We start from the raw sequence: 26,084 nt of genomic DNA on the forward strand, positions 1-26,084 counted from the left end.
TGCTGTGAATCGATCAGGCAGCATGCAGCGGCGAATTCCACTTGACCATGCAACACGTCTGAAAATGACCGGGCGACGTCACGCCGATCTTGATGCCGTTATTTGCAACAATCTTCATATCAAACCGTGCACTACGCACGCACAGTCACCGGCTGTCTCCCGTCGGTAACTGTCATGCTGCACCCAAACCGCAATCTGCTGCTTTCGGCGCTGCTTCTGCTCGGCGTGTCAGCTTCGCCTGTCGTGTCCGCAGATGAGGAAGCGCCGGCTCCCGCGCGTGCCTTCACACAGGCACAGGCCCTGCAGGACCTGACCGCCATCATCGAATGCCGTGCGCCTGCTTCGGTGCCGAAGCAGTTGTCGCCCCACTTGTGGGCGGTCGCGTTGGGCAACGAGGTCGCACGCCCATTCGATACATGGGCTGTTGTCGAGCAGCCCAACGCGTCACTGCACGAGGTGGCCCTGCCCGAACCGATCACGGTGTTCGGTCACTCAACCACGCGCATTGCTGTTCTTTCCGAGGCAGTGATGGCAATCATCGAGGGCGTCACGCTGGAGGAGATGTCGCGTCAGCTGGAGATGCGGCCACTGAGTGCAACGGTGGCGCCGCACATCCACGTGCGGGAGCTGTCACTTCGCAACAGGGGCGACATCGGATTCCAGGTACGCTCGCTGACCGCATCGCGCATTTCCAGCCACCCCAATGCGGTGCTGCTCGGTTGTGAGGATCGCTACGACACACGCATGGAGCAGTTGCGCAGGCGCGGCAAGGAACCTGACGTGGTGTTTGCTTCGGGGGTGGATGTTGCCACCGAGCTCGATGACGTGCTGACCTGCAGGGCCGATGCGCTGCGCAACTACACGGCGGGCTGGGCGGTAGGCATGTCAGCGCACACCACTGACGCGCGCTTCAAGGGCTGGAAGGATGGGGAGGACAAAGAGGGCTATCGCTGGTGGACGCCGCCGGCGCCGGTGATGATCGCCGGCAGGCCCGTCTCACGCTTCGTGAAGGTGGGCTTGACCCTGTACGCGGAACTCGACGGAGACATCGCACCGGCGCTGGCAGAAGAGTGGGCTCTTCCCTCTTACGATGGCTGGGACGAAGCCGCCTTTGTCGGCTTCCACGATACCGACACCGCTGCCGACGGGTGGCTGGAAGACCGCGCGCGCATCGTACGTGCCTGGGGACAGGGCAAAACCCTGCACGGCTGCGAGTACCAGCAGAATCGTCCGGAGTTCGGCGAACATCCGGACGACGATGACGAAGCATGACGGCAGCTGGGAATCGCCGGGCAATGCCCGGCGTTACCGGCTCACGCGCACGCGTCGGTCCACATCATCTCGGCGATCGGGCGCAGTGCCTTGCACTCCTGGGTCATCTCCTCGGCCGACTGTACCTGCGCCTTGGCCTTCAGTTCCTCGGCCATCGCATCCACGCCGCTGATCTGTTCCGGTGCGATCTTCGCCACGCACGCGCGGTGCTGCTGCAGCAGCAGGTCGCAGCCCGGCACGCCGGTCACCTTGGGTGCACTGGCCGCCTGCGCGTCCTGCATCCAGTCCTCGAACGGCGCCAGTGCACCGGCTACGGTGCCGACCAGATCATCGAAATTGCCGCTGTACCAGTAGCCGTTGTCCTTGGCCGGGTACAGGGTGAAGGTGCCACTGACCGGCACGCGCGCGCCCGTCTGCAGTGCCTGGGTGTAGGCATCGGTGAACTGCTTGCGCACGGCCGGGCTGGCATCGGCGGCCAGGCTGGCGGCGAACAGCGGGCGCACCTTGCCCAGGTCGGGTACCTGGCAGCTGAAACTGATCCGCGCCAGCTTCTGGTCTTCCACGTATTCGTTGTCTTCAATCACGCTCTTGGTCGCGCGGCACTGCGAATCGCGCAGTGCCTTGGCGTACAGCGCTTCGGTGGCGGCGGCGTCTACCTTGGCGCCGGTGCTGGTGAGCACGGTCTGCCAGGGTTCGGCCAGTGCCTTGGCCAGCGCGCCCGGGGTCGGGGTCACGGCGTCCTGGCCTTCGAACGCGGGCTTCAGCGCATCGTTGAGCGTGCGGGTGGCGGCGGCGTCGTCTTCCAGCAGCACGCGTGCATACAGGTCGAAGGCCTGCTCGGGCGAGAGCGTGGCCGGGGCGGCGGTGGCGAACGCAGGGGCGCACAGCAGGGCGCTGGCCAGCAGCGTGCGGATAGGGGTCTTCATGACGGAGTTTCCTGTTCCAGAGGCGCGCAAGCCTAGCGCACTTTGCATGCGGGTCCAGCGGGCATCCTTCGCGGCCCAGTAGAAATGAATGGAATTCGCGCATTCTCGGCGGTGGATCGTTGGCAAATGCCAGGTCTCCATGCCACGGCTACCCGCCACCGTCGGACGCCTCACTCAAGCAGCGACGGATCGATGACTTCCAGCAGCCCCGCGTTGGCCATGCGCAGTTCCACCTGGTGCACGCGCTTGAGGTGGTCCGGGTTGTGCAGGTCGAAGGGTGCATCTACGGCCACGATGATCGTGCCTCTGCCTTTCACCACTTCGATGACGGCGGCTTCCGGAATGAACCTGCGTGGCACCAGCTCAGGGACGAAGCCCATCCAGCCCAGCCAACGGCGGTGGGGGAACAGCCTGTGGTTGAGGTAGTAGGTTTCATATTCCTTGCCTTCAGGCTTCGGTCCCACGACATCCGTTGAGATGAACTCGACTTCGATTGCCTGCGCTATCGCCGCAACGCACTTACGTACGATGATGGGTGCTTCGGACTCACCGAATGCTTTGATCGGAGCATCGATCTCCATCGTCAACTGGCCAAACCAGGGCCAATAGTTGATCGTGGCACACCCCGGAGCCTTCCATTCCTTGTGCGTTCTCGCGGTGGTCAGGTTGGCGCCTGCGCCCGCTGCAGAGGGGTCTGTCGGGTACTCATCACCGTCCTGCCGCGCGTTGATTGCAAGCATCTCGATGAACCGCGATTTTTCGGAGAATGGAACTGGGCCATTCCCGCGTGAATGTTCCACCCAACCATTCAATGCAGGACTGACCTCGGAAAGCGCATGGAGCACTTCGCTGAGTCGTTCGTAGACTGTTGGGGCGTCTAGTGTTTCATCAGGTATTGAGCAGTAGATCTCGCATCTGTACATGCTGTTCATGGTGTGTGCCTGAGATGGCTTGAGAAGGCCCTGAAGGATTTTTGTGCCGCGGAGAAGCACTCGGCTTCAAGAAAATGCCATTCAAGCTTGGCGGGTTTGCCAAGAGACTGGATATGTCGCCTTTGAGAGTTGAGCTGTCGCGCCCAACTTTCCAAGACTGTGGGCCTGCTCGACGATGCCCAACGGTGCAGCTTTCCTTCCTCATCAAAGAACTGCTTGTAGTGCCCCTTCGCCTCCACAACGGTGCATCGGCTCCGCCAGAACCCATCAAAGCGGATACCGCCGTGGTTCCACTCGGTAACGGTAATTTCGTTCTTGCCCTTGCTACCCGTCAGTCTCAGACGAGCGCGGTCCAGTCCAGTGCCGCCGTAGGTATAGGTGAACACTTCCGGACCTGCCAGGTGATTGGCGATGCGCAGCTGGTAGTCGAAGTCGCGGTACTGCTTCAACGGGATCGTATAGTTGGCAGGTACCAGAAAGCCCTGCGCCAGCTTGCAGGCATTGCAGTCGTTCTGGTTGCGGGTCTGCGAGCAGTCCGTGTCGCTGGACTCCACCCGTGGCTCGGCCCTGGAATCGACGCCGGTACCTGCTGCTTCCTTGATGCTGCGCCAGACCTGGCCGAGGGTAGGGCTGTCTGCGATATTCCCAGGCGGCCCGCCAGGCGCGTGCCCGGGAACATCCTGGGTGGGGTCCCAGCCACCCGGGGTTGTTACCGGGGGCAAGGGCAGTGGTAATGGGAGGGCGCCCATGGTCGGCTCCTTTCAGTCGGCCAGAAAGCGGGAGGCAAGCAGCGCCAGCAGATCGGCTGCCGTTGCATTGGCATGGAGGGTCCGCTTGAACCATACGGCGGTCACCGCGTGGTTGCGAAGTCCTGGTGCCCAGGCCACGTCGGCCTTCACCCATCGCACTACCGTGGGCAGATGGGTGATATGCAGTGACGTCACCGCATGGCGGTAGCTTGCGTACACCGCCTGTATGAGCGCTGCATCGTTCAGATGTGCAGTTTCATCGGAAAATTCGCTACGTGTCTCGGCCGAGAGTGGGCTGCAGAATGTGGCCGCGTCCGGCAAACAGAGCATCGCGTACTGTTCAGCGCTCAGTGTCAGCATCATTGGCGCCTGCAGCTCCAGTTCGCTGCGGGCCAGCGTCCATGTCTGGCCGCCCATGGTGATCTGCCACGAGTTGATCGGTCCGAATAGTTGCCGTTGTTGCTGCATCGTCAGTACGTCGCGGTAACGCAGCCACGCGCGCGGATCGTAGTAGCGCATCAGCGCCAGCGATCCATCGGGAAGGGCGATGTCGAGCTGTGCGTGCAGATGGTGGAAGAGCTCCTCGAACGGTGCGTCCGAGAACAGGCAGGTCGACCCTGGACGCTGCCGGCCGAGCTGCCGCAACCAGTGATGGATGGGCCGTTCGATGGCGCCTATCGGTAGTTCGAGCAGATACGGTGAAGCGAATGGGAGGTCTTCTTCGGGTTGTCCTGTGAACAGTGAGCGATGCATCAATGCGTTCTGCGCGGCATGGTGATGCAGCTGCGCTTCGCGGCCCTCGTCCGGCGCACAGTCCAGCAGTGCATAAGCGTATTGGCCGCTCACGCACGCACCAGCAATGGGGCGGCACTGCTGGCCGCAGCCCGCAGACATTCCAGACAGACCGCAGGTTTCAACGCAGACAGCTGTATCGGTGCCGGGGTGGAGGGTTCATCGCGGAAGGTGGCATCGGTGACATACACCAATCGCTGCTGGGTCGAAATCAGCGGACAGCCGCAGGCGAGGTGGTGTCCGTGCAGCGCGACGGGATGTCCGTCGATGAGCAGGGTAGGGTCACCCTGCACGATCGGAAAGGTGCCTTGATGCAGCGGGCAGGTCGCGCGGTCACCTTCGCGTGCTACCGCCTTGCCTTCGATATCGGTATGCGGCGATCCGGTGATGACGCGGCCGTTGCTGCGGGTGCTGTCGCCTACGACGATCCAGTGTCTTTTCATGACGCGATGCGGGTTGCGTTGCCTGCGGCAGAACATGCGGCGCCGCGTGGGCATCAGACAAGGCCGTCGGTTTGCCGTGATGTCTCCAGAGGCGTCGCCAACATCGCTAACGTGCCGAGATCATTGAAGTCTTCCGCAATGCCACGTCGCGGTGGCCCGCAAGGGCTTTCGTACTATTCCTAGCGCCGCTCGGTGCAGTGCGCGTGCAGGGCTGCGGAAAGCGACACACGTTTCGTCTCGTACCGCGGCGTCGCGGTGGAGGCAAAAAAAACGGGCCCCTTGCGGGGCCCGTTCGATCGCACGACGAGGAGCGATCGTTGGATCAGAAGCTGGCGCGCACGCCGGCCGAGTACTGGGTGACGTCACGGTAGCCGGAGATCTCGCCCACCAGGCCCCAGGTCCTGGTGAAGTTGATCTGGCCACCCAGGGTGCCCACCCAGGTGCCCTTGAAGTTGTTGCCGCCGTCCATGTAGCCGGTCTTGACCCAGGCTTCGGTCTTGGGCGAGGGCTTGCCGCGCAGGCCCACGGTGACGCGGCCCAGGTTGGTGTGGTCCTTGAAGCGCTCGGAGTAGCCGTAGTAACGATCGGTCAGCTCAACGTTCTGGCGCACCCAGGCGGCGTCGGCGGTGAAGTCGACGCGGTCGGTCCACGGCATGTGGTAGCCGATGCCCAGCTCCGGCTGGTCCAGTTCCAGCTTCAGCGAACCGTCGTTGTAGTGGTAGGTCTTGCGGGTACGCGACCAGCCGCCGAACACGTGCACCTGCTCGGAGAGTGCGAACGAACCGCGCAGATAGGCGCCGTCGACCTTGGGGTCGTCCAGTGCGTTGTCGTCAACCTTGACCTGCGTCCAGCCGCCTTCCACGTAGGTGTAGCTCAGGGCGTCAGCCGAAGCCGAGAAGGGGGCGGCGGCCAGCAGAGCGGCCACGATCAGGATCTTGCGCATGGGAATTCCTGTGAATTTCAGTCCATTGGCGAGCCGGCCCTGCGGGCGGCCCGTGGCGACCTCATGTCGTCCGGCGACGGATTTTAATGAAAATTTTACAGAATGCGAGCTGCGGGGCGAAGCCGTGGCCAGCAACGCGACGCCGGTCACAGCTGAACGAGGGATGGCCCGGCCCTGCGCGACCCCGGCAAGGCGGCTGGTACACTACCGGTGCCGGTTCGCCGGTACACAAACGTCTTCAGGGCGGGGTGCAATTCCCCACCGGCGGTAGGTGCGCAAGCACGAGCCCGCGAGCGCCCCGGCCCACGCCGGGGGTCAGCAGATCCGGTCCAATGCCGGAGCCGACGGTCATAGTCCGGATGAAAGAAGACGGTGCCACAGGGCTCATGCCCTGCGCGCGCCTGTTTGCCTTGCGGCGTTTTTCGCTCACTTTTCGCGGAGAACGTTACTTGTTTACTGGAATCATCGAAGGCGTCGGCCGTCTGGCCGCACGCGAGTCCATCGGCGGCGATGTCCGCTTCACCTTCAATGTCGGGAATCTGCCGTTCGACAACGTGCAGATGGGCGAGAGCATCGCCATCAACGGCGTCTGCCTCACCGTCATTGCTTTTGACGCCAGCAGCTTCCAGGCCGATGCCTCCACCGAGACCCTGGGCCTGACCACGCTGGGCCAGCTGGGCGAGGGCGCGGTCATCAACCTGGAGCGCGCCATGCGCCCGACCGACCGCCTCGGCGGCCATCTGGTCAGCGGCCACGTCGATGGCCTCGGCCAGGTGCTGTCCATCCACGAAGACGCGCGCGCCCAGCGCTGGCGCTTCGCCGCGCCGGCCTCGCTGCGCCGCTACATCGCCAAGAAGGGCTCGATCTGCGTGGACGGCGTCAGCCTCACCGTCAACGAAGTGGATGACGAAGGTTTTGAAGTCGCCCTGATCCCGCACACCGTGGCCAACACCGCCTTCTCCGCCTCGGGCGTGGGCAGTGCGGTGAACCTGGAAATCGACCTGGTGGCCCGATATGTGGAAAGGCTTGTCAGCCTGCCGGCCAGCGGCCGGCAGCTACCGTCTGAAGAGGGAGATGCCGCATGAATTTCGCCCCGATTCCGGAAATCCTGGAAGAGATCCGCCTGGGCCGCATGGTGGTCATCGTCGATGACGAAGACCGCGAGAACGAAGGCGATCTGATCATGGCCGCCGAGCTGGTCAAGCCGTCGGACATCAACTTCATGGTCACCCACGGCCGTGGCCTGGTGTGCCTGCCGCTCACCCGCACCCGCGCCGCCGACCTTGGCCTGGCGCCGATGGTGCAGGCCAATACCGCGCAGTTCCAGACCAACTTCACGGTCAGCATCGAGGCCGCCGAGGGTGTCACCACCGGCATCTCGGCGCACGACCGCGCCCACACCATCCGCACTGCGGTGAAGCCGAATGCCAGGCCGGCCGACCTGCACCAGCCGGGCCACATCTTCCCGCTGATCGCGCAGCCGGGTGGCGTGCTGACCCGTGCCGGCCACACCGAAGCCGGCGTCGACCTGGCCATGCTGGCCGGGCTGGAGCCGGCCGGCGTGCTGGTGGAGATCCTGAACCCGGATGGCAGCATGGCGCGCCGCCCGGAGCTGGAAGTGTTCGCCCGCGAGCATGGCCTGAAGATGGGCTCCATCGCCGATCTGATTGCCTACCGGCTGGCCACCGAAAAGACCGTCGAGCGCGTCGACGAGCGCGACATCGACACCGAATTCGGCCCATTCAAGCTGGTCACCTACCGCGACCGCATCGCCCACGACCTGCATTTCGCCCTGGTCCGCGGCACCCCGGACGCGGAAAGCCCCACGCTGGTGCGCGTGCAGGTGGAAAACCCGCTGGCTGACCTGCTGCACTGGCGCCGCGACGATTTCGGCGTGGCCGCCACCGATGCCCTGCGTGCGATCGATGCCGAAGGGGCGGGCGTGATGGTGGTGCTGTCGGCCCCGCGCGACGGCGAGGCCCTGCTGGCCCGCCTGCGCCAGCAGCCGGCGCCGGTGGTGCCGGGCAAGGACAAGGATGTGGGCCAGTGGCGCCGCAACGGTGCCGGCGCGCAGATCCTGTCCGACCTGGGCCTGGGCAAGCTGCGCGTGCTGGGCACCCCACGCCGCCAGGTCGGCCTGGCCGGGTACGGCCTGGAAGTGGTGGAGACGGTCACCCTGTAATGGGTAGTGCCGGCCGTTGGCCGGCAACCGCATCCCCGGTAGTGCCGGCCGTTGGCCGGCAACCGCATCCCCGGTAGTGCCGGCCAGCGGCCGGCACTACCGGTGGGTGCCGACCGTTGGTCGGCACACCCTGTGGGCCCCCGCCAGCCACGGCCGGGGCCCATCCACGGTAGAATCACCCCCTTATCGAGTCCCCCAAGCCGCATATGAGCCACTACGAAGGCGATCTTCGCACTCCCGAGTCGGCGCGCTTCGCCATCCTGGCCAGCCGCTGGAATGCCCGCATCACCGACGCGCTGGTCGCGGGCGCCCGCCTGAGCCTGGCCGGCAACGGCGTCAGCGAAGCCAACATCGACGTGATCCGCGTGCCGGGTGCCTGGGAACTGCCGCTGGTGGCCGCACGCCTGGCCGCCGCGCATGAACACGCCGCCATCCTCACTCTGGGCTGCGTCATCCGTGGCGATACCCGCCACTACGAACACGTGGCCGATCGCTGCGCCGAAGGTCTGATGCGCGTGCAGCTGGATTTCGGCGTGCCGGTGCTGAACGGCGTGCTGGCGGTGGAACGCGTTGAAGACGCCGAGGCCCGCGCAGGCGGCAGCCACGGCAACAAGGGCGAGGAAGTCGCACTCGCCGCATTGGAAATGGTCAACCTGCTGGAGCAACTGCCATGAACAAGAACACCCAGGGCAAGCCCTCCGGTAAACCCGTCCGCCGCGATGGCGTCGACCCGGTGCTGCGCTCGCGCGCGCGCCGTCGTGCCGTGCAGGCGCTTTATGCCTGGCAGATCTCCGGCGGCAACGCACAATCGCTGATCGCCCAGTTCGCCCACGAGCAGGCCCGCGAAATCGCCGATCTGGCCTATTTCGAAGCGCTGGTGCATGGCGTGCTGGACAACCGCCGCGACATCGACGAAGCGCTCGGCCCGTACCTGGACCGTGGCATCGAAGAAGTGGACGCCATCGAACGCGCCGTGCTGCGCCTGGCCGGCTACGAGCTGCGCTACCGCCTGGACGTGCCGTACCGCGTGGTGATCAACGAAGCCATCGAATCGGCCAAGCGCTTCGGTTCCGAGCACGGTCACACCTACGTCAACGGCGTGCTGGATCGTGCCGCCGTGGAATGGCGCAAGGTCGAATCGGGTCACTGACCCGCCTGTGGTAGTGCCGGCCGCTGGCCGGCAGCTGCAGGGATCCTGAGGTTGCCGGCCAGCGGCCGGCACTACCGCCCACCGCGCATTGCGCGGCACGTACAACAGCGGGAGCGCCCCATGTCCCTGGCCGAATTCGCCCTCATCGACCGCATCCGCGCCCGCACCCTGGAGCGCGACGACATCCTGCTCGGCATCGGCGACGACGCCGCACTGCTGCAGCCGCGTGCCAACGAACAGCTGGTGGTCACCGCCGATACGCTCAACAGCGGCGTGCACTTCCCGGTGGAAACCCCGGCGTTCGACATCGGCTGGAAGACCCTGGCGGTCAATCTGTCCGACCTGGCCTCGATGGGCGCACGCCCGGCCTGGTGCACGCTGGCGCTGTCGCTGCCGGAAACTTCCGAAGACTGGATCGAAGCCTTTGCCGATGGTTTCTTCGCACTGGCCGACCAGCACGACATCGCGCTGATCGGGGGTGACACCACGCGCGGCCCGCTGTCGCTGTCGGTGACTGCGATGGGGCAGGTGGGCCGAGGCCAGGCGCTGCGTCGTGATCGCGCGCAGGTGGGCGACGACCTCTGGGTGAGTGGCACCCTGGGCGATGCCGCCGGCGCACTGAAGCTCTGGCAGCAGGGCGCGCTGAACGTGGCTACCGCCACACTGCTGGCCGACTACGAATACCTGCGCCTGCGCCTGTTGCGGCCCACGCCGCGTGTAACCCTCGGCCTGCGCCTGCGTGCCTTCGCACACGCGGCCGTGGATGTATCGGACGGCCTGCTGGCCGACGCCGGCCATATTGCCGCACGCAGTGGCGTGGCCGTGCATGTGGATGCCGACATGCTGCCGATCTCGCCGGAGCTGCGCGAACTGCTGGGTCGCGAGGAAGCACGTGAGTGCGCGCTGCGCGGCGGCGACGATTACGAACTGTGCTTCACCGCCGCCGCCGATCAACGCGACGCGCTGATGTATCTATCGCAGACGCTCGACCTGCCGCTTACCCGCATCGGCCGTATTGCCGAAGGGCAGGGCGTACACGTGGATGGCGAAGCCGCCAGCGGCGGTTACCAGCACTTCGCGTAGAAGCAGCAATACCTGCTCTGGTGGGTGCCAACCTTGGTTGGCACGAAGGTGTCAGGCCAAGGCCATGGGCTGCCTGAGTGCTGCTCTGGTAGATGCCAACCTTGGTTGGCACGAAGGTGTCACGCGTTCGAACCAACACCGTGTCGACCAAGGTCGACACCTACCAAAGCCATGGACTTGGTTGGCACGAATGTGTCAGGCGTCCGTACCAACACCGTGTCGACCAAGGTCGACACCCACCCATGCGGGGCGTGCCAGAATTGCTCTGGTGGGTGCCAACCTTGGTTGGCACGAATGTGTCAGGCGTCCGTGCCAACACCGTGTCGACCAAGGTCGACACCTACCAAAGCGCGGCGCGCCGGAACTGCTCTGGTAGGTGCCAACCTTGGTTGGCACGAATGTGTCAGGCATCCATACCCACACCGTGTCGACCAAGGTCGACACCTACCAAAGCGCGGGAATTACACGTGCGGAACCGGCGCGCCGAAACGGTTGCCGCCCGGGGTGCTCGGCAGCAGCAGGAACACCAGCACCACTAGGCTCACCACTGGCACGAACATCAGCAGGTACCACCACCCGGACCGGTCGGTGTCATGCAGCCTGCGAACGGTTACTGCAATCAGCGGCACGATCACCGCCAGCCACAGCACCACGCTCAACCCGCTGACTACCAGCGCAAGCGTGCTTGAACCGGTGTAGCCCGCGTAGAAACTCAGCACGTACAGCGGGATCGAAATGATCACGATGAACAACTGGAACCACCAGAACTCACTACGGCTGGCACGACCGCTGAACTGCGCATAGCGGGTCAGCGGAGTCATCATCTTGTGCATCGGCACTCTCTCAGAAAAGGAAGCGCGCACTATCGCTGCTGGCGGGACGGTACTCCATGCAACTTGTTGCAATCGCAACGCGCATCTCAGTAGAGCCGAGCCCATGCTCGGCTGCCTGGCGCAAAGAAAAAAGCCGAGCATGGGCTCGGCTCTACATCTTCAACGGGCGATCTTCGCCTCGGCATCGCGCGCCGTACCGTAGTCATCCAGCCACTGGAATTTCAGCGTGGCCGGCACCGTTGCACCAGCCGGCACGGCCAAGCTGATGCGCTCGCCCGGCGGCACCATGTCCACCTCGATGGTCTTGCCATCGGGCAGCACCAGGTTGGCCAACGTCACGTGATAGGCAGTGGGGTTGTGCAGCTGCAACGCCCCACCTTCAACACGCCATTCCAGCGCCGCCGCTGCATCGCGTGCATGGCCCGGCAGACCGGCGGGCCGGTAGAACAGCTTCACCCGCGTGCGCACGGCAAACTGCAGCAGGTTCTTGCCTTCCACGTTTTCCGGCTTGGGCGGAATATCCAGCAGGTTGAAGTACAGCAGCGATTCGCGGTCTGCCGGCAGCGCTGCACCGGCCATCGGTGCATAGGTCAGCCGGAACGCCTGCGCATGCCCGGCATCAATGCGGCGCGTGGTGGGCGTCAGCACGAACGGCAGTTTCTGGCTGCCGGCTTTGGCGCTGGCATCGCCATCGTCCAGCCACACCTGAGCCAGGGCCACGTTGTCGCCGCGGTTGTTGGCGTTCACCGTCACCGCGCCCTTGCTGCCATCGTAGATCACCCGCGTGCCCTGCAGCGTCACTGCCGCAGAGGCCGGAAGTACTGCGGAAGCACCGGCCAGGGCCAGCACTGCCGCGCATGCGCGAAGGTTCATGGAAGTCTCCTCGGGAAGAGCCGCCCGGCAGCACGCCGCCGGGCGGTGTGCGCTTACTTGTAGACGATGTCCATCTGCGCGTTGGCGATGGCGGTGCCGGCCACCACGTCGTCAGCTGCACCGGTTTTGGCATACCAGACGCTGTGCTTCAGCGTCTGCGGCGCGGTGTCGGTGACGTTCACGAACTGCGTCGGCGCGTTGTTGATCTTCAGCAGCGTGTCGGTGCTGTCGAAGATCTTGTATGCCACGCCTTCGGCACCGCTGGCAGCCGTCAGTGCCAACGCACCATCGGCGGTGCTCGGGCCGCTGAACTTCACCGCTACGTCATGCGCGCCAGCAGCGCCCGGGCAGGCCACTTCAACGTCCAGATCGCGGCGGCCGATACGGTCTGCGCCCTTCAGGTCTTCCAGATCCATCTTGCCCATCGCCACGGCAACGCCGCCGTTGATGACAGCGGTGCAGGTGGTCTCAACAATCTCACCGCTGATGGTCAGATCAGCAGCATTCACGGCCGGGGCAGCGGCCAGCAGGATGGCCAGCGCCATCGGGGTCTTCAGGTTCTTCATGGGTGTGCTCTTCAACTAAGTAATGGAATCGGGAACGCCACCCGTCATCTGTGCGAAGGGTGGCCGGTGCAGGAGGCGTGATGTCTGTCGACAGATCCCTTGCCGACGCAGGACGAGGCACGCCCGTCTTCTGCCCGGCGCATGTTCGGCCCGATGCCCGCCGTGCTCCATACAATTAGTTGCAAACACTTACATCGAGGAAAAACTGCAAGTAATTGCATGTTCGCCGGTGTGATCGCGCCCTAGTCTGCACGCCTCCCATTACTACCGGGGCTGCACTGCGGCCGCGTCGACGCCATGCGCCTGTCTTCCTCTCCCCCTCAAAGCGCCACGCAGTATTCCCTGCGCCATACCGCGCTGGCTGCGGCCATCAGCACCACCCTAGTGTTTGCGGCTGCGCTGCCGGCGTACGCGCGGCCGGGCGGCGAAGTCGAGTTCAGCGAAGGCTTCGCCAGCGGCTTCGTCGGCGAAGACCTGGCGCGTTTCAGCATGGGCAACCCGGTCGAGCCGGGCCGCTACAACGTCGATATCCACCTCAACGGTGAGTTCGTCCGCCGCGATGACATCGACCTGGTGGCCTCGGATACACCGCATGTCGCGCAGCCCTGCGTGCCCGCACACCTGCTGCTGGCATTGGGCCTCAGCGATGCCGCCCGCCAGGCCGTGGAAGCGACGGCCACCCCGCACTGCGTCGATGTAGAGGCCGCGATTGAAGGCGCACGCGTACGCTACGACGACAGCCAGCTGCGGCTGGATATCTCGCTGCCGCAGGTGGCGCTGCAGCGCCAGGCGCGCGGCTTCGTTGCGCCGGAACTGCGCGACCACGGCATCACCGCCGCGTTCCTCGGGTACAGCGTCAACCACTACCGCAACCAGGGCCAGCAGAACACCTACACGGGCATCACCACCGGGCTGAACCTGGGGGCATGGCGGCTGCGCCACCGCAGCTCGCTCAGCCACAGCCCGCAGGGCACACACTTCACCACACTCAACAGCACGCTGCAGCGCGATCTGCCGCGCTGGAACAGCCAGCTCACCTTGGGGCAGGCCAACACCGGTGGCGAACTGTTCGACAGCGTCGGTTTCACCGGTGTGCGCATCAGCACCGACGAACGCATGCTGCCCGATTCACTGCGTGGCTATGCGCCGGTGGTGCGTGGCGTGGCACAGAGCAACGCTCGCGTCACCATCCGCCAGAACGGCGCGGTGCTGTACGAAACCACGGTGGCGCCCGGCCCGTTCGCCATCGATGATCTCTACCCCAACGCCGGCAGCGGCGATCTGGAAGTAGCCGTCACCGAAGCCGATGGCCGCGAAGAGCGCTTCACCGTGGCGTTCTCTGCCGTGCCGCAGGCACTGCGCGAAGGTAGCCAGCGTTTCAGCGTTACCGCGGGTGAACTACGCAATACCGGCCTGGCGCAGAACGCGCTGCGCTTCACCGAGGGTACCTACGCGCGTGGCGTCAGCAACCGCATGACCCTGCTGGGCGGCGTGCAGGTAGCCGAGCACTACCAGGCCGGCCTAGCCGGCGCGGCGTTCAACACGCCGTTCGGCGCCATCGGTGCAGATATCACCCATGCCCGCGCCAGTGTGCCGGGGCTGCCGGCGCAGAGCGGCCGCAGCTACCGCCTGAACTACCAGCGCAGCGTGGCGCGTACCGGTACCAACCTGGGCCTGGCCGCGTACCGCTACAGTACCGAAGGCTTCCTCACCCTCACCGATGTGTCGCAGCTGTCGTTCGACCGCCCGCAGGCGGCCGACGCGTTCGTCATGCGTACCCGCCAGCGCTTTCAGGTGAATTTCTCGCAGCGCATTGGCTCGCGCAGCCAGTTGTATGTCAGCGGCGGCCACGTCGCCTACTGGAACCGGCCGGGCAAGCAGAACGATCTGCAGCTGGGTTTCCATAGCAGCTACCGCAGCGCCAACTACACCCTGTCCGCCACGCGCTACCGCATGGCCAACGGCGCACCCGATACGCGCCTGTCATTCATGCTGAGCGTGCCGCTGGGCCGCAGTGGCAACGCGCCGCGTGCCACCGCCACCTACAGCGACAGCCGCCTGGGCAGCCAGCAGCAGCTGGGCGTCAACGGCAACCTGGGCGAAGACCGCGCGCTGTCCTACAGCCTGTCGGGCAACCGTGGCCAGGGCAGCAGCGGCTACAACGCCTACGCCAGCTACCAGGGCAGCCAAGCCGATCTCAGCGCCGGTTACAGCCACGCCAACGGCAGCAGCAGCTTCAATGCCGGGGCCACCGGCAGCGTGGTGCTGCACCGGGGCGGCATCAACTTCGGCCCGTCGCTGGGCGAGAGCTTCGCGCTGGTGGAAGCGCAGGGCGCGCAGGGCGCGAAGGTGGGCAGTGGCCGCACCGTCACCGTGGCCGGCAACGGCTATGCCGTGCTGCCCTATACCAGCCCCTACCGCTGGAACCAGGTACACCTCGATACCGCCGCACTGCCGCTGGACGTGGAAGTGCAGGCCAGCTCGCAGCGCGTGGCACCCAGCGCCGGGAGCATCGTCAAGGTCAGCTTCCAGACCCGTAACGATCGCCTGTGGCTGATCGACGCCAGCGATACCGACGGGCAGCCGCTGCCCTACGGCGCGCAGATTGCCCACCCCGATGGGCGGATGCTGGGTCAGGTGGGGCAGGGCGGTGTGGTGGCCCTGCGTGGCCTGGAAAACACCGGCCTGGTGCACGTGCAGACCGAAGACGGCATCGCCTGCCGACTGCATTACGCCATGCCCGACACCCCCGATGCACACGGCCAGTACTGGGCCAAAGCCCGTTGCATGGCGCCAGGCCCGGAAGGGCTGGCCGACGATGTTCCCCCTTCAACTACCGGAGCTTCCCAATGAAAACTTCGCACCTGGTGTGTGCAGCACTGCTGATCGCCGCCGCACCGTTGGCCCACGCCGACTCGGCCACCATCACCGTTACCGGCAAGGTGTTGCCGGGTACCTGCACCATCGCGCCCACCGTTGCCGTGGCGCTGGACGACATCGATGCCACCGATCTGAAGGCAGGGCATGACAACGGCTTGAAGCCCGCCGTGCTCAATTTCACCAGTTGCGTAGGCGTTGCGGGCATCGATCTGACCTTTGACGGCACCGACGATGCCGCGCAGGACGGGCACTGGAAGAACCTGGCAAGCACCGGCGGTGCCACCGGCGTTGCGGTGGCTCTGCTCGAGGGAACGGCCGGCAACGTGTTCCTGAAAAAGACAGCGAAGCGAAGCGTTGTGGTAAACGGCGCAGCCACAGCCAAGTTCGATATGCGTACCGGCTACTTCCGCGATGCCAGCACACCGCTCACGGCGGGCACGGTCAGCTCGCAGATCACCGTTACAGCGGCCTACAAGTAATCCAGGAGACTGTCATGAAACGGCCAGCTCGGGTCTTCGCGTTTACGTGCCGTCCCTACGCCTGGCCGCTGGGCTGGCCGCGGAGTGCCGGTGATGGTTTCCCATGAGGTTGTGCCAGGGGTGCTCAGCAGGACCTCGACGACTCCACTCACCCAGGACGGTGGGCAGGCCGTCACATTGGCCGCGCGCTACTACCGCGAAGCAGGAACCTTCCATGCTGGCGTAGTGGAAGGGCAGGCGGTAATCACCGCAACGTATCGATAGCAGCTTTTTACTCTCTGACAGGTTCCAGCATGATGGCAACTTCTACACACAAAAGCAGCGCCACGCGGCGCCATGTGCGCGCCCGCTGCGTGTGGGCAGCGCTGGGGCTGCTGGCCTCGGCCACCGCCACTGCCTGCACTAGCCAGCACAATGCCGGCGGGCCGGTGAACCTGGTGATCGACGCCTGGGATGATGTCGAACAGGACAAGCTGATCGCCAACTTCACGATGGGCAACGGAAATTCCCAGTTCCTGCTCGGATGTGCGCACGGCGAGGTTGTTCCCATGGACGTCACTTCCATGCTGCCTAGCCTGGAGTTCGTCCGCGATGTGTTGGTGAATGGGCAGAGCTATCCCGCCTTCGGATTGACCGACTACCCTCGTTCACCCTTGCTCATCTTTTCGCATCAAATCTGGACAGGCGGTGGCAGCATCCGTGAGCAATCCTATCCATTGGATGTTCGCGGCATGGTCCATTTCACGTCCAAACCCTTGGACTCCAACGGTCGCGGCTCACTGGTGGCGGTGGCAGCAGTATCCCGCGGAGGCATCATGGAGCGGGTGCCTACCACACTGCTGGGCACTGTGAGCCGTCAGTCACCGCTGTACCCAGCCTTCGTCAAGACCGATACGTTTACCGTCACTGCCAACCTGAAGGTTCCCACCTGCCAGCTGTCTGATACACCCGTGAAACTTCTGGACGTCGCTGCGGTCGATCTTCCCGCCAGCGGCAGTCATACGGGCGAACGCAGTTTCGATGTCGCCATGAACTGCAACGGTGCTTTCCCGGTTGAGATGGTGCTGACCGATGCCAACCTTCCGGGCAATACCGGCAGCCGTCTGGCGCCGACTGCAAACAGCACCGCAGGTGCGGTGCGTGTGGAGTTGCTTCGCGAAGGCGTGCCGGTAGAGCTGGGCAAGACCTGGACGATTCCGCTCACCCAGAACGGACGGCAGAACATCACCCTGGCCGCGCGCTACTACCGTGAGGCGGGCACGTTCCATGGTGGCGTGGTGGAAGGGCAGGCGGTGATCACCGCCACCTACCGATAGCTCTGCACGCAGAGCAGAAAGGCAGAGGTAACTACATGATGAAATTTCCATTCTTCAGTGGCATCGGCCGCCGCTGCCCCCTGCTGGTGCTGCTCAGCTGCGGCGTGCTGGCGCCGTTTGCAGCGCAGGCCTGCACCAGTGCGCATGCCGGGGCCAGTACCAGCATCAGAATCGATGCGTGGGACGACATCGATGAAGGTGTCGTTGTCAGTCCCTGGATGCATTCAGGCAACGCCACCTATCTGCTTGGTTGCAACGCCAGTGAACTGATACCCGTTGATGTCTCAGCGGCAATGCCCGGACTGGAGTTTGTCCGGAACGTCACTGTGGATGGTGAGACCTTTCCGGCGTTCGGAATGCGCGGCAAGCCCAAAACCCCGCTGCTGATCTTCCAGTACGCGGTTGGCAACGCCAGCGGGGGAAATCGGTTCATGCCCTTCAACCCGCAGACCGGCCTGCAGTTTTCCGGTGCCGGCTGGAGCGGCAGCACTCGCTGGTCGTGGGTGCGCATGGCCGCAGTGTCCCGCGGCGGCGAGATGGAGGCGTTGCCGACCACTGTTGTCGGAGAGATCACCTATTCGACGCCGAGCTATCCTGCGCTTGTAAAGAAGGACAACTACAACGTTACCGCCACCCTGAAGACCAAGACCTGCAGACTCACGGCTACCGCTGTCACGCTGCAGGATGTGGACATTGCCGATCTGCCCGCGGAAGGCAGCACTGCCCGTGAGCGGGAGTTCACTGTCCCGATGAACTGCAACGGTGCATTCCCGATGTACCTGGCACTGACCGACGCCAACGCGCCGGGCAACACCGGCAGCCGTTTGACGCCCACCGGCAACGCCACGGCTGGGGCCGTACGCGTGCAGCTGCTGCTTGAGGGTAATCCGGTGGTGCTGGGGCAACGCTGGTCAGTGCCGATGAGCCAGAACGGTTCGCAGGATGTGACGCTGGGTGCACGCTACTACCGCGAGACGGGTACGCTGCACGGCGGTGTGGTGGAAGGGCAGGCGGTGATTACCGCTACCTACCGCTGAGGCCCGCTTTTGTAGAGTCGAGCTTGCTCGACTGCCTTGGCCAAGAGCAGTCGAGCAAGCTCGACTCTACCGAAGCCCGGCGGTGCCGGTTAGGCCACGTAGACCTGCGTATCCACGTACTCCGACAAACCACGGCACGCCAGCAGCAGGCCCTCGCGCACATCGTTGCCCACCTGCTGCGCTTCCTCGCCATCAACACGCACGCGCTCGCTGGCGTGCAGCAGTTCCAACAGCACCGTCAGCCCGGCATTGGCGCGGTTGATGCGTGCCAGCGCCATGCACTGGCCGGACGAACGGCCCTTCCGCTGCAGCGGTTGGCCATCGGCCGCCTCCACCTCGCGGATGCGTTGCAGACAGTCCAGCAAGTTGATGCCATTGGCCGCAGGATTGGCGGCGAGGGTGGTTTCGAGCGGCTCGGCAATCTCGGCGGGCAGCTGGTTGGCAAGATCGCCCAGGGTGGCGAACAGGAACGGGTAGCGATTGGCGCTCATGGTGGCTTCCTCATGCGTTACGCGAAGGAGCCGCCCTGCTTAACAGCAAGGGCGGCGGACGATGCGTGGTTGCAATACCGGTGGTAACTCCAGTCAAAACGCCGGCGGGCACGAGGCCCCCACGCACCGCCCGCCATAGATGGGCGGGCAGAATGCCTGCCGACGCCACCCACAGGGGATGGGCGACGCCGGCAGACAAGCGTAACTGGTGTTACCAAACGGGATTGCAAGCCCGTGCCACCCGTTGTCGGTGGCCACACATGATTTGCATGCAGCGCCCGTGCTGCCAATGAGAAAAGTTGGAAAGTAGAGAAAGTACGAATGTTTGCAGCGACGTGGCGAAAGCCGTCAGCACGTGCAGATCGCGACATATCTTGTAGAGCCGAGCCCACGCTCGGCTTATCACGTGCAGCCGAGCGTGGGCTCGGCTCTACAGAAAGCAATGCAGCCGAGTGTGTCTGCGGTCGATTCCGCTGAAGGCTGTACCCTCTCACCCCCGACCGATTGATGGAGATGGAAATGACTATGGCTCGAACCTGGCGCGGACGGGTGTTCATCGGAACAAGTGTCGACGGCAAGATCGCCTGCGACGACGGTACGCTTGATTGGCTGACCGACCTGCCAGCACGTCGCCATAGCGTCAACGCGGTGATCGAGCATCCAGCGCTGATCTGGAACACGTTCATTGAGAAGATCGACGCCATCGTCATGGGGCGGGCCACCTACGAGACTGTCGCCGGGTTTGATGAGTGGTCGTAGGCGATGGGCTGGTTCGCACGACATATGAGGTCGTTCGCTGAGGAGACCTGTTACGCGTCATCGCTGTCGAATGCGCGTGGCAGCCGCGACCACGCTGGCATTGATGGCCCTCTGTAGAGTCGAGCCATGCTCGACTCACCGCGCGCAAAAAGCAGTCGAGCATGGCTCGACTCTACAGAAGGCAGATGCAGCCGAGCGTGGGCTCGGCTCTACAGAAGGCAGATGCAGCCGAGCGTGGGCTCGGCTCTACAGAAGGCAGATGCAGCCGAGCGTGGGCTCGGCTCTACAAGAGCAAAGCAGAACGGCGCCGGATCTCTCCGGCGCCGTTTCCTTATCTATCTCACCACTTGTAGGCCACACTCAGGTTGGCAGTGGTCTCGCGGTAGCCGTGGTCACCGCGCATCACACCGAAGCCACCCCAGGCACTCAGTCCGCTGCGGAACTGCACGCGCGCACCGGCACTCAGTTCATAGCGGTTGCGCGGAATGCCGGCCTTCAGTACTTCATCATCGAAGGCAATGCCATTGTTGGCGCCATCGCGGTACCAATTGGCCACCACATAAGGGCTGACCGATGCACCGGCGGTGCTGTGGCCCTCGCCCTGCAGGCGCAGGCCCAGGCGGCCGGACAGGCCGTTGTTGTCCAGCGCACGCACCAAGGTGCCGTTGGTTTCTTCGTGGCGGTCGGTACTGGTGTCGGTGTAGATCAACTGCAGTTCCGGCTGCAGGCTCACGGCGGTGCTGCCGATCTGCCCGATGCCGATGCGGTAGCCGGCTTCCAGCGCGCTCTGCCAGATATCCGAATCGTAGCGCTCTTCGGCCAGGCCTTCGCCCTGCACGCGGTTGCGGAACTGGCCGCGCTGCACGCTGGCGTCCACATACAAGGCATCGTTGTTCCAGCTGCCGTACACGCCCAGTGCGCCGCCTTCCACCTTGCCCTTGGCGCTGTAGCCGGTCAGCTCGGAACGCGAGGTCGCGCTGGACTGCGCCAGCGTACCCATCACGCCCACGCGGCCGCGGCCGTTGTCGAACACGCCCATGTCCGCACCCAGCTGCACGCGCGAGCGGTCCACGCGCAGGTCCAGCTGGTCATTCACCGCGCCCAGCTTGCTCTGGTTGGCATCCACGCGCGCCCAGCCACGCACGCCGTCGTCGCTGAAGCTGCCGCCCTGGCGGTCACGCCAGCCATGGCGCAGCAGCTGGTCCACCGCGAACTGGTTGGCCAGGTAGGCGCCGGTTTCCGGGCGCAGCACCGGGGTCGGGTCGACCGGATCAACCGGGTCCACCGGATCCACAATCGGCTTGCACTGCGGCAGGGTCGGGTCCACCACGCACGGGTCCGGCACGGTGGCCAGTTCCGAGCGCAGGTACCAGCCGCCGTTGGTGGCATCCTTGAACAGGAAGTACTCGTACTTTCCGCCCACCGCGCGGCCCTGCAGATCGAACTGGCCGTTGGACGCGCCGCCCACGCGGATCAGTTCGATGCCCTTGTCGGTCTTCGCACCGGCACCGCCGGCATTGACCACGCGCACATTGGCCTGGCCGCTGGTATCGCCGGCCACGATCAGCTTGTCGGTGGCCGAGGTGTCATCGCCCAGCTGGGTGTTGAACAGCAGGGTGCCGCCGCTGCCGGTGAAGCTATCGACGTTGAGGGTGTTGAACGTGCTGCCGTTGCCGAGTGCGACGGTGCCGGTGGCACCCAGGGTGAGCGCGCCGACCGTGCTGTCGCCGGTCATCAGCCAGGTGCTTTCGCTGCCGATGTCGGCCGTGGTGACGTTGTTGAAGCGGCCGTCGATCTGCGCCTTGTTGCGCAGGACTACATCGAGCGAGCCGTTGGTGACGGTGGTGGGGTCGAAGGTTACGTTGCCGGCCAGGCGCGAATCGTCCACGGTGAAGTGGACGTCGGTGCGGGGATTGGCCGGGCTTCTATAACCCACCAGCAGAAGATTGCCGTCACCACTCACCAGCCTGGAATTGTTACGCACCGCAATGTCGTAGTCGGTAGCGGTGAGCGGCATGACCTGGATGGCAGCCCCACGGCCTGACTGCAGGATGGAGTTATCCACGGTCAGGCCAACCCTGCCGCCGGCGCTGTTGAAGCCCCACAGCATGGCACCGACATTGGCGCCATATACCTCAGAGCCGTTGACGATATCAATCTTGCCCGACTGTGCCCGTACACCCAGGCCGCTGTTGATGTCACTGGAGGCGCTGGGCGCGTCCTCGACATGGATACGCATTGAATCCAGCCTTGCGTACGGGTTTCCACCACTGGCACTGAGATCCACGCCAAATGACCCGCCTGCAGTGGGCAACATGTCTGCCGCAGTGACGATGATCTGCCCACTGGTCAGGTACGCCTGAGCGCTTCCGCTCAGCAGGTTGACTGCGCCGCCGCGGAACGTCGTGCCAGTGGATCGCAGGACCGCATCGCCAGACAGACTCACTGAGTTCTGCTGCGAAGCGCCGGTGCCCGCTCGGGTTACGGTGCCGCCATCCAGCGTCACCAGCGAGGTGTCCCCGGCCGTGATCTGATTCATCTGCGCGTTCTGCCCGGTCAAGGTCGAGCCATTGACCAGCGTCCACGCTTCGACCGGATCGCCGGCGGCGACGGTTGCGTTCTGATTGTCCAGGTCGCCGGCCCATGCAGAGCCCACCGCAAACGTGGTGATGGCCAGCAGTACGGCCTGAGCCAGGGGAAGGCGCGGGTACGCACGGGGGGACGTAAGCTTTCGCATGATCGTTTCCTTATCGGATGAGAAGTGCTGATTCGCCTGCGCTTTCGACCCACTGGAACTGCGCCGTGATGTATAGGTTGTCATCACGTGAAAAAGGTGTGAAGTCCAGATGCTTTTGCGAATGCAGGTGTCTTGTATGGCCCGAATTTTCGCTCTGCCCTCGATTCCGCCCCATGCAATTAGTTGTAAAGCCAGCGTGGCAAGCCGAGAGGTTCAGGCAGCGGACAGCACTGCGACAACCAGTCGCAGGCGCCTTTGCAAGTCTTTCGATGGGCGCACGGCCGGCGCATCACCAGCATGTCTGCCTTCAGACGGAGACATGCAATGCACACTTTGCTTCCCCCTCGTACGGCGTTGGCTGCAGCGCTCGCGATGGCCTTGGTTACTGCGCTTCCGACCCATGCCCAGCAGGTCGTCGCCGACGGCGATCAGCAGACGCCCGCTGCGGGCGATTACACGACGACTGAGCCGGTAGAGCCGGGCAACCCTGCCGGCTACGCATTCCTCGCCATCAATGGTGGTCAAATCCAGCCTGCGGGGGCAGTGAATCTTCGTACCGAAGGCCTGCGCGCAGCCGCAGCCCGTGCCGAGGGGACCGGCAGCTTCATTCTGCTGAAGGACGCTACGGCCGCCACGCTGGGTGATGGGGCTGCTGGGCTTTCCTCGGCCAACGGTGGCTATGTGCAGGCAAGCGACATCAGCATCGAGACATCCGGCGTAGCGGCGACTGGCGCCGAAGCGCTGGACGGCCTACTTGCCTTGGAGCGCGCCCACATCGTGACCCGTGGCGCACTGTCCCACGGCTTGTCTGTCGCTGGCGGCGACGCGCAGATCTTTGACAGCGTCATTGAAATTGCCGGCAGCCAAGCCAATGGATTGGATATCAATGGGGGCGCGCTGCTTGCTGAAAGGGTGCGCATCGATATTGCTGGAAGCGGCACCGGACTGTGGGCAGCAGGTAGCAGCACGGCGACGCTGCGCTCGGTACAGATCAACGGCACGGGCTCGGGCGCATCGGGTGCGTTGGTGGCGTTGGGCAGCAAGGCGGTGCTTGAGGATGTGGATATCGCGCTGACGCACGACAGGTCCGGCACCGGCCTGCTGGTGGGGGGCGAGTTGGAAATGCGTGGCGGCAGCGTGCATGCCGGAGGTGCCAATGCCAGTGCGCTGAGTTTTGCCACCAGTGGCGGTGGCAAGGCGACGCTGGATGGGGTAGACCTGTCCGGTCACTTCGGCATCAACCTGACCGAAGGCTCTGAGCTGACGCTTCGCAACAGCCATCTGCAGAGTCAGTCCATCGGCATCGACATCAATCAACGCGACGGCACTGCAACCGTAAGCGATTCATCGATCACTACGCGTGGTGGCGTTGGCATTCGAATGCTGGATAACGGCGAGCTGGAGTTGACCGGGTCGCAGGTCACCTCTGACGGGCTGCACGGGCAGGCGGTTTCAGTATTGGGGGGCAAGGCCCACATCGCCTCCAGTGCGCTACATACGCTGGGCGAGAGCGGCCACGGCATCTTCGCCGAGGCCAGCATCGGGCGCACGCCTGTTGTTGCAGTCGAGAACACCCGCGTGCTTACTGAAGGCGAGATGGCCCTGGGCGTGATCGCACGTTCGGGCGCGGTGGTGAGTTTGGCCGACAGTGAGATACGCACCACGGGTCGTGAGTCGCATGGCGTTCTGACCGGCGGCAACGGCGAGATGAGCCTGACCAACACCCACGTGCGCAGCGAAGGCGAGGGTGCGTGGGCGGCGGTGGTGAATGACAACGGCAGGCTCTCCATCGATGGCGGCTCGCTGGTCAGCGCCCAGCACGGTGGCATCTGGATGCGCAGCAGCCGCGACCCCGGCCTGACCCTGGCCAATGGCGCAGTGGTTTCCGGCGGCAATGGCATTGCACTGGCGCTGGATGCGGCCGTGGCCGGGCGCTTCGATGTGAAGCTGGACGGTGGTGCGGTGATGATCGGCGACATCGTGATCACCCCCGAGGACGAAGACGCCGGCCTGGTACCGCAGTCTGAAGTGCATGTGCAGTTGACCAACAACGCGGGCTGGTATGGTGCATCCCATCTCGTGCAGGGCATGGCGCTGGATGGCGGCAGCCAGTGGGTACTCAATGGCAATGCCACCGTGCAGGAACTTGCACTGCGCGACAGCACGCTGGCCCTGTCGGATGGCAGCGGTCGCTTCAACGTGTTGACGGTGGACGGCGATCTGCACAGCGAAGGCTCCACCTTCCTGTTCAATGGCGCGCTGGCCGGTGACACTTCGGACATCGATCGCCTGCACGTGCGCGGCGATGCCAGTGGCAATGCGTCCATCGTGGTGAACAATATCGGCGGCGTGGGTGCAGCCACCTTCGACGGCATTTCGTTGATCCGCATCGACGGTGCGTCACTGGCGGACTATTCGCTGGCCGGCCGCGCCGTGGGCGGTGCGTACGAGTACTTCCTGTTCAAGGGCGGCCTGCTAGACCCGAACGATGGCAACTGGTACCTGCGTTCGCAGTGGTTCGATATCTGCGAAGAGGATCCGAATGCGCCGGGCTGCGTGGTGGACCCCGGCCCGGATCCCGACCCGGACCCGGTGGATCCGATCGACCCGATCGATCCGGTAGACCCGGTCGATCCGGTCGATCCGGTCACTCCGCCGCCGGTGCTGCGCCCGGAAGCGGGTGCCTATCTGGCCAACCAGTCGGCGGCAGTGAACATGTTCGCGCACCGTCTGAGCGACCGCATGGGCGCAGTGGCAATGAGCGAGGAACGTGCTGCCTGGGCGCGCGTGGCCCGCAGCAATTCCGATTTCACTGCGGTGGGCGGGCAGCTGTCGGTGGATGGAAATACGTCCGTGATGCAGATCGGCACGGATGTGTGGCGGCGCGGCAATGCCGCACTGGGTGTGATGCTGGGCAGTGGCCGTGCGGACAATACGGTGGTTTCTGACCTGACTGGTTACAGCGCCAAGGGCCGCGTGCGCGGCACGGCGGTGGGCGTGTACGGCACCTGGCTTCAGCAGGCCGATGGCAGCGAAGGCGCGTACGTGGATGCACAGCTGCAGTACGGGCGTTTCAGCAACCGCGTGCAGGGCGTTGCGCTGGACCAGGAAAGTTACGATTCGCGCATGCGCAGCGGCTCGCTGGAGGCGGGTTACACCCTCAACGTTTGGCAGGGCGCGTCCAGCAATGTGTATGTGCAGCCGCAGATGCAGCTGACTTATACCGACTACAGCGCCGACCGATACGTGGAAAGCAACGGCACGGTGGTTGATGGCGCAGAGGCAGGCGGGCTGGCCGGACGCGTGGGTGTGCGCGCGTTCGGCCAGCACGCAGGCATGGGCACGCTGGTGCAGCCGTACCTGGGCGTGAACTGGCTGCGCAGCAGTGGCCGCAATGCCATCGACTTCCGCGGTGAAACGCTGCGGGCCGACCTGCCGCGCAACCGCTATGAGGTGCAGGCCGGTGCCGAGTTGAAGATCAGCCAGCGCCTGGGGGCATGGGGTGGCCTGAGCATGCAGCGTGGTGACCACGGCTACCGCGATGTGGGCGGGCAGGTGGGTGTGCGCCTGGCCTGGTAAGTGAGCGGGTTGGGGTCAGATCCCGTTGCGGATGCAATGGGCTCTGGCCCCACCACGCGCGC

General features: G+C 64.6%; 23 protein-coding genes and 1 riboswitch. Of the genes, 12 read left to right on the forward strand and 11 right to left on the reverse strand.

Annotated features, from left to right (window positions below):
* The first annotated feature begins 174 nt into the window (after positions 1 to 174).
* Positions 175 to 1,272 (forward strand): hypothetical protein, encoded by a 1,098-nt coding sequence (locus tag K5L94_RS02995; protein WP_274511974.1) that lies wholly within the window; start codon positions 175 to 177, stop codon positions 1,270 to 1,272.
* A 41-nt stretch (positions 1,273 to 1,313) separates the two neighbouring features.
* Here K5L94_RS02995 and K5L94_RS03000 read toward each other — a convergent pair whose 3' ends face one another.
* From K5L94_RS03000 to K5L94_RS03025, 6 genes are all read right to left on the reverse strand, one after another.
* Positions 1,314 to 2,198, reverse strand: coding sequence for a hypothetical protein (locus K5L94_RS03000; protein ID WP_274511975.1), 885 nt, complete (start codon positions 2,196 to 2,198; stop codon positions 1,314 to 1,316).
* Positions 2,199 to 2,368: 170 nt separating this feature from the next.
* A complete protein-coding gene (locus K5L94_RS03005; RefSeq protein ID WP_274511976.1) occupies positions 2,369 to 3,130 on the reverse strand; it encodes an Imm52 family immunity protein in 762 nt (253 codons plus the stop codon).
* Complete coding sequence (locus tag K5L94_RS03010; protein WP_274511977.1) at positions 3,127 to 3,879, reverse strand: Tox-REase-5 domain-containing protein; 753 nt, start codon at positions 3,877 to 3,879, stop codon at positions 3,127 to 3,129. The genes K5L94_RS03005 and K5L94_RS03010 overlap by 4 nt, the downstream gene beginning before the upstream one ends.
* 12 nt (positions 3,880 to 3,891) lie before the next feature.
* Positions 3,892 to 4,725 carry a DUF4123 domain-containing protein gene (locus K5L94_RS03015; protein WP_274511978.1) on the reverse strand — a complete coding sequence of 278 codons (834 nt, stop codon included), beginning with the start codon at positions 4,723 to 4,725 and terminating at the stop codon, positions 3,892 to 3,894.
* A complete protein-coding gene (locus K5L94_RS03020; protein ID WP_274511979.1) occupies positions 4,722 to 5,168 on the reverse strand; it encodes a PAAR domain-containing protein in 447 nt (148 codons plus the stop codon). The genes K5L94_RS03015 and K5L94_RS03020 overlap by 4 nt, the downstream gene beginning before the upstream one ends.
* Positions 5,169 to 5,436: 268 nt before the next feature.
* Complete coding sequence (locus tag K5L94_RS03025) at positions 5,437 to 6,057, reverse strand: hypothetical protein (protein WP_053448782.1); 621 nt, start codon at positions 6,055 to 6,057, stop codon at positions 5,437 to 5,439.
* A gap of 230 nt (positions 6,058 to 6,287) precedes the next feature.
* Positions 6,288 to 6,432, forward strand: a riboswitch (FMN riboswitch).
* Between the two features lie 74 nt (positions 6,433 to 6,506).
* Between K5L94_RS03025 and K5L94_RS03030 the strand changes: the two genes are divergently transcribed.
* The 5 genes from K5L94_RS03030 (at position 6,507) to thiL (ending at position 10,472) form a co-directional block, all read left to right on the forward strand.
* The gene (locus tag K5L94_RS03030; RefSeq protein WP_049456310.1) at positions 6,507 to 7,142 is read left to right on the forward strand and encodes a riboflavin synthase; all 636 of its coding nucleotides are present in this window, start codon (positions 6,507 to 6,509) and stop codon (positions 7,140 to 7,142) included.
* Positions 7,139 to 8,239, forward strand: coding sequence for a 3,4-dihydroxy-2-butanone-4-phosphate synthase (ribB, locus tag K5L94_RS03035; RefSeq protein ID WP_008265585.1), 1,101 nt, complete (start codon positions 7,139 to 7,141; stop codon positions 8,237 to 8,239). The genes K5L94_RS03030 and ribB overlap by 4 nt, the downstream gene beginning before the upstream one ends.
* A gap of 206 nt (positions 8,240 to 8,445) precedes the next feature.
* On the forward strand, positions 8,446 to 8,913 hold the full coding sequence (ribH, locus tag K5L94_RS03040) for a 6,7-dimethyl-8-ribityllumazine synthase (protein WP_053448784.1): 468 nt from the start codon (positions 8,446 to 8,448) through the stop codon (positions 8,911 to 8,913).
* A complete protein-coding gene (gene nusB / locus K5L94_RS03045; RefSeq protein WP_008266434.1) occupies positions 8,910 to 9,389 on the forward strand; it encodes a transcription antitermination factor NusB in 480 nt (159 codons plus the stop codon). The genes ribH and nusB overlap by 4 nt, the downstream gene beginning before the upstream one ends.
* 120 nt (positions 9,390 to 9,509) lie before the next feature.
* Positions 9,510 to 10,472: a thiamine-phosphate kinase gene (gene thiL, locus K5L94_RS03050; protein ID WP_274511980.1), complete on the forward strand. Its 963-nt coding sequence runs from the start codon at positions 9,510 to 9,512 to the stop codon at positions 10,470 to 10,472.
* Positions 10,473 to 10,933: 461 nt separating this feature from the next.
* Here thiL and K5L94_RS03055 read toward each other — a convergent pair whose 3' ends face one another.
* The 3 genes from K5L94_RS03055 to K5L94_RS03065 form a co-directional block, all read right to left on the reverse strand.
* Positions 10,934 to 11,305 carry a DUF805 domain-containing protein gene (locus K5L94_RS03055; RefSeq protein ID WP_053448785.1) on the reverse strand — a complete coding sequence of 124 codons (372 nt, stop codon included), beginning with the start codon at positions 11,303 to 11,305 and terminating at the stop codon, positions 10,934 to 10,936.
* 159 nt (positions 11,306 to 11,464) lie between these two features.
* Entirely contained in the window at positions 11,465 to 12,178 is a 714-nt protein-coding gene (locus K5L94_RS03060; protein ID WP_274511981.1) for a fimbrial biogenesis chaperone, read from the reverse strand.
* 53 nt (positions 12,179 to 12,231) lie between these two features.
* Positions 12,232 to 12,744, reverse strand: a complete 513-nt coding sequence (locus tag K5L94_RS03065; RefSeq protein WP_274511982.1) for a fimbrial protein — start codon at positions 12,742 to 12,744, stop codon at positions 12,232 to 12,234.
* Positions 12,745 to 13,041: 297 nt separating this feature from the next.
* Between K5L94_RS03065 and K5L94_RS03070 the strand changes: the two genes are divergently transcribed.
* The 4 genes from K5L94_RS03070 (at position 13,042) to K5L94_RS03085 (ending at position 18,456) form a co-directional block, all read left to right on the forward strand.
* Positions 13,042 to 15,597: a fimbria/pilus outer membrane usher protein gene (locus K5L94_RS03070; RefSeq protein WP_274511983.1), complete on the forward strand. Its 2,556-nt coding sequence runs from the start codon at positions 13,042 to 13,044 to the stop codon at positions 15,595 to 15,597.
* Positions 15,594 to 16,103 (forward strand): fimbrial protein, encoded by a 510-nt coding sequence (locus tag K5L94_RS03075; RefSeq protein WP_274511984.1) that lies wholly within the window; start codon positions 15,594 to 15,596, stop codon positions 16,101 to 16,103. Before K5L94_RS03070 ends, K5L94_RS03075 begins: the two co-directional genes overlap by 4 nt.
* A 293-nt stretch (positions 16,104 to 16,396) precedes the next feature.
* On the forward strand, positions 16,397 to 17,419 hold the full coding sequence (locus K5L94_RS03080; RefSeq protein ID WP_274511985.1) for a fimbrial protein: 1,023 nt from the start codon (positions 16,397 to 16,399) through the stop codon (positions 17,417 to 17,419).
* A gap of 86 nt (positions 17,420 to 17,505) precedes the next feature.
* Entirely contained in the window at positions 17,506 to 18,456 is a 951-nt protein-coding gene (locus K5L94_RS03085) for a fimbrial protein (protein ID WP_274511986.1), read from the forward strand.
* 89 nt (positions 18,457 to 18,545) lie between these two features.
* Here K5L94_RS03085 and K5L94_RS03090 read toward each other — a convergent pair whose 3' ends face one another.
* Positions 18,546 to 18,947, reverse strand: a complete 402-nt coding sequence (locus K5L94_RS03090; protein ID WP_053448791.1) for a hypothetical protein — start codon at positions 18,945 to 18,947, stop codon at positions 18,546 to 18,548.
* Positions 18,948 to 19,472: 525 nt separating this feature from the next.
* Here K5L94_RS03090 and K5L94_RS03095 point away from each other — a divergent pair.
* Positions 19,473 to 19,706, forward strand: coding sequence for a dihydrofolate reductase family protein (locus tag K5L94_RS03095; RefSeq protein WP_274511987.1), 234 nt, complete (start codon positions 19,473 to 19,475; stop codon positions 19,704 to 19,706).
* A gap of 340 nt (positions 19,707 to 20,046) precedes the next feature.
* Here the strand turns inward: K5L94_RS03095 and K5L94_RS03100 are convergent, their stop codons facing one another.
* Positions 20,047 to 22,443, reverse strand: coding sequence for an autotransporter family protein (locus K5L94_RS03100; protein ID WP_274511988.1), 2,397 nt, complete (start codon positions 22,441 to 22,443; stop codon positions 20,047 to 20,049).
* 372 nt (positions 22,444 to 22,815) lie between these two features.
* Between K5L94_RS03100 and K5L94_RS03105 the strand changes: the two genes are divergently transcribed.
* Positions 22,816 to 26,022: an autotransporter family protein gene (locus K5L94_RS03105; RefSeq protein ID WP_274511989.1), complete on the forward strand. Its 3,207-nt coding sequence runs from the start codon at positions 22,816 to 22,818 to the stop codon at positions 26,020 to 26,022.
* The last annotated feature ends 62 nt before the right edge of the window (positions 26,023 to 26,084 follow it).

The organism is Stenotrophomonas forensis (genome assembly GCF_028752115.1).
Classification (GTDB): domain Bacteria; phylum Pseudomonadota; class Gammaproteobacteria; order Xanthomonadales; family Xanthomonadaceae; genus Stenotrophomonas; species Stenotrophomonas forensis.

Excerpts from the sequence above, each read along its gene's own strand:
- K5L94_RS02995 (WP_274511974.1), top strand. The coding sequence starts at position 175 with ATGCTGCACCCAAACCGCAATCTGCTGCTTTCGGCGCTGCTTCTGCTC.
- K5L94_RS03000 (WP_274511975.1), bottom strand. The coding sequence starts at position 2,198 with ATGAAGACCCCTATCCGCACGCTGCTGGCCAGCGCCCTGCTGTGCGCC.
- K5L94_RS03005 (WP_274511976.1), bottom strand. The coding sequence starts at position 3,130 with ATGAACAGCATGTACAGATGCGAGATCTACTGCTCAATACCTGATGAA.
- K5L94_RS03010 (WP_274511977.1), bottom strand. The coding sequence starts at position 3,879 with ATGGGCGCCCTCCCATTACCACTGCCCTTGCCCCCGGTAACAACCCCG.
- K5L94_RS03020 (WP_274511979.1), bottom strand. The coding sequence starts at position 5,168 with ATGCCCACGCGGCGCCGCATGTTCTGCCGCAGGCAACGCAACCCGCAT.
- K5L94_RS03025 (WP_053448782.1), bottom strand. The coding sequence starts at position 6,057 with ATGCGCAAGATCCTGATCGTGGCCGCTCTGCTGGCCGCCGCCCCCTTC.
- ribB (WP_008265585.1), top strand. The coding sequence starts at position 7,139 with ATGAATTTCGCCCCGATTCCGGAAATCCTGGAAGAGATCCGCCTGGGC.
- ribH (WP_053448784.1), top strand. The coding sequence starts at position 8,446 with ATGAGCCACTACGAAGGCGATCTTCGCACTCCCGAGTCGGCGCGCTTC.
- nusB (WP_008266434.1), top strand. The coding sequence starts at position 8,910 with ATGAACAAGAACACCCAGGGCAAGCCCTCCGGTAAACCCGTCCGCCGC.
- thiL (WP_274511980.1), top strand. The coding sequence starts at position 9,510 with ATGTCCCTGGCCGAATTCGCCCTCATCGACCGCATCCGCGCCCGCACC.
- K5L94_RS03055 (WP_053448785.1), bottom strand. The coding sequence starts at position 11,305 with ATGCACAAGATGATGACTCCGCTGACCCGCTATGCGCAGTTCAGCGGT.
- K5L94_RS03060 (WP_274511981.1), bottom strand. The coding sequence starts at position 12,178 with ATGAACCTTCGCGCATGCGCGGCAGTGCTGGCCCTGGCCGGTGCTTCC.
- K5L94_RS03065 (WP_274511982.1), bottom strand. The coding sequence starts at position 12,744 with ATGAAGAACCTGAAGACCCCGATGGCGCTGGCCATCCTGCTGGCCGCT.
- K5L94_RS03070 (WP_274511983.1), top strand. The coding sequence starts at position 13,042 with ATGCGCCTGTCTTCCTCTCCCCCTCAAAGCGCCACGCAGTATTCCCTG.
- K5L94_RS03075 (WP_274511984.1), top strand. The coding sequence starts at position 15,594 with ATGAAAACTTCGCACCTGGTGTGTGCAGCACTGCTGATCGCCGCCGCA.
- K5L94_RS03080 (WP_274511985.1), top strand. The coding sequence starts at position 16,397 with ATGATGGCAACTTCTACACACAAAAGCAGCGCCACGCGGCGCCATGTG.
- K5L94_RS03090 (WP_053448791.1), bottom strand. The coding sequence starts at position 18,947 with ATGAGCGCCAATCGCTACCCGTTCCTGTTCGCCACCCTGGGCGATCTT.
- K5L94_RS03095 (WP_274511987.1), top strand. The coding sequence starts at position 19,473 with ATGGCTCGAACCTGGCGCGGACGGGTGTTCATCGGAACAAGTGTCGAC.
- K5L94_RS03100 (WP_274511988.1), bottom strand. The coding sequence starts at position 22,443 with ATGCGAAAGCTTACGTCCCCCCGTGCGTACCCGCGCCTTCCCCTGGCT.
- K5L94_RS03105 (WP_274511989.1), top strand. The coding sequence starts at position 22,816 with ATGGCCTTGGTTACTGCGCTTCCGACCCATGCCCAGCAGGTCGTCGCC.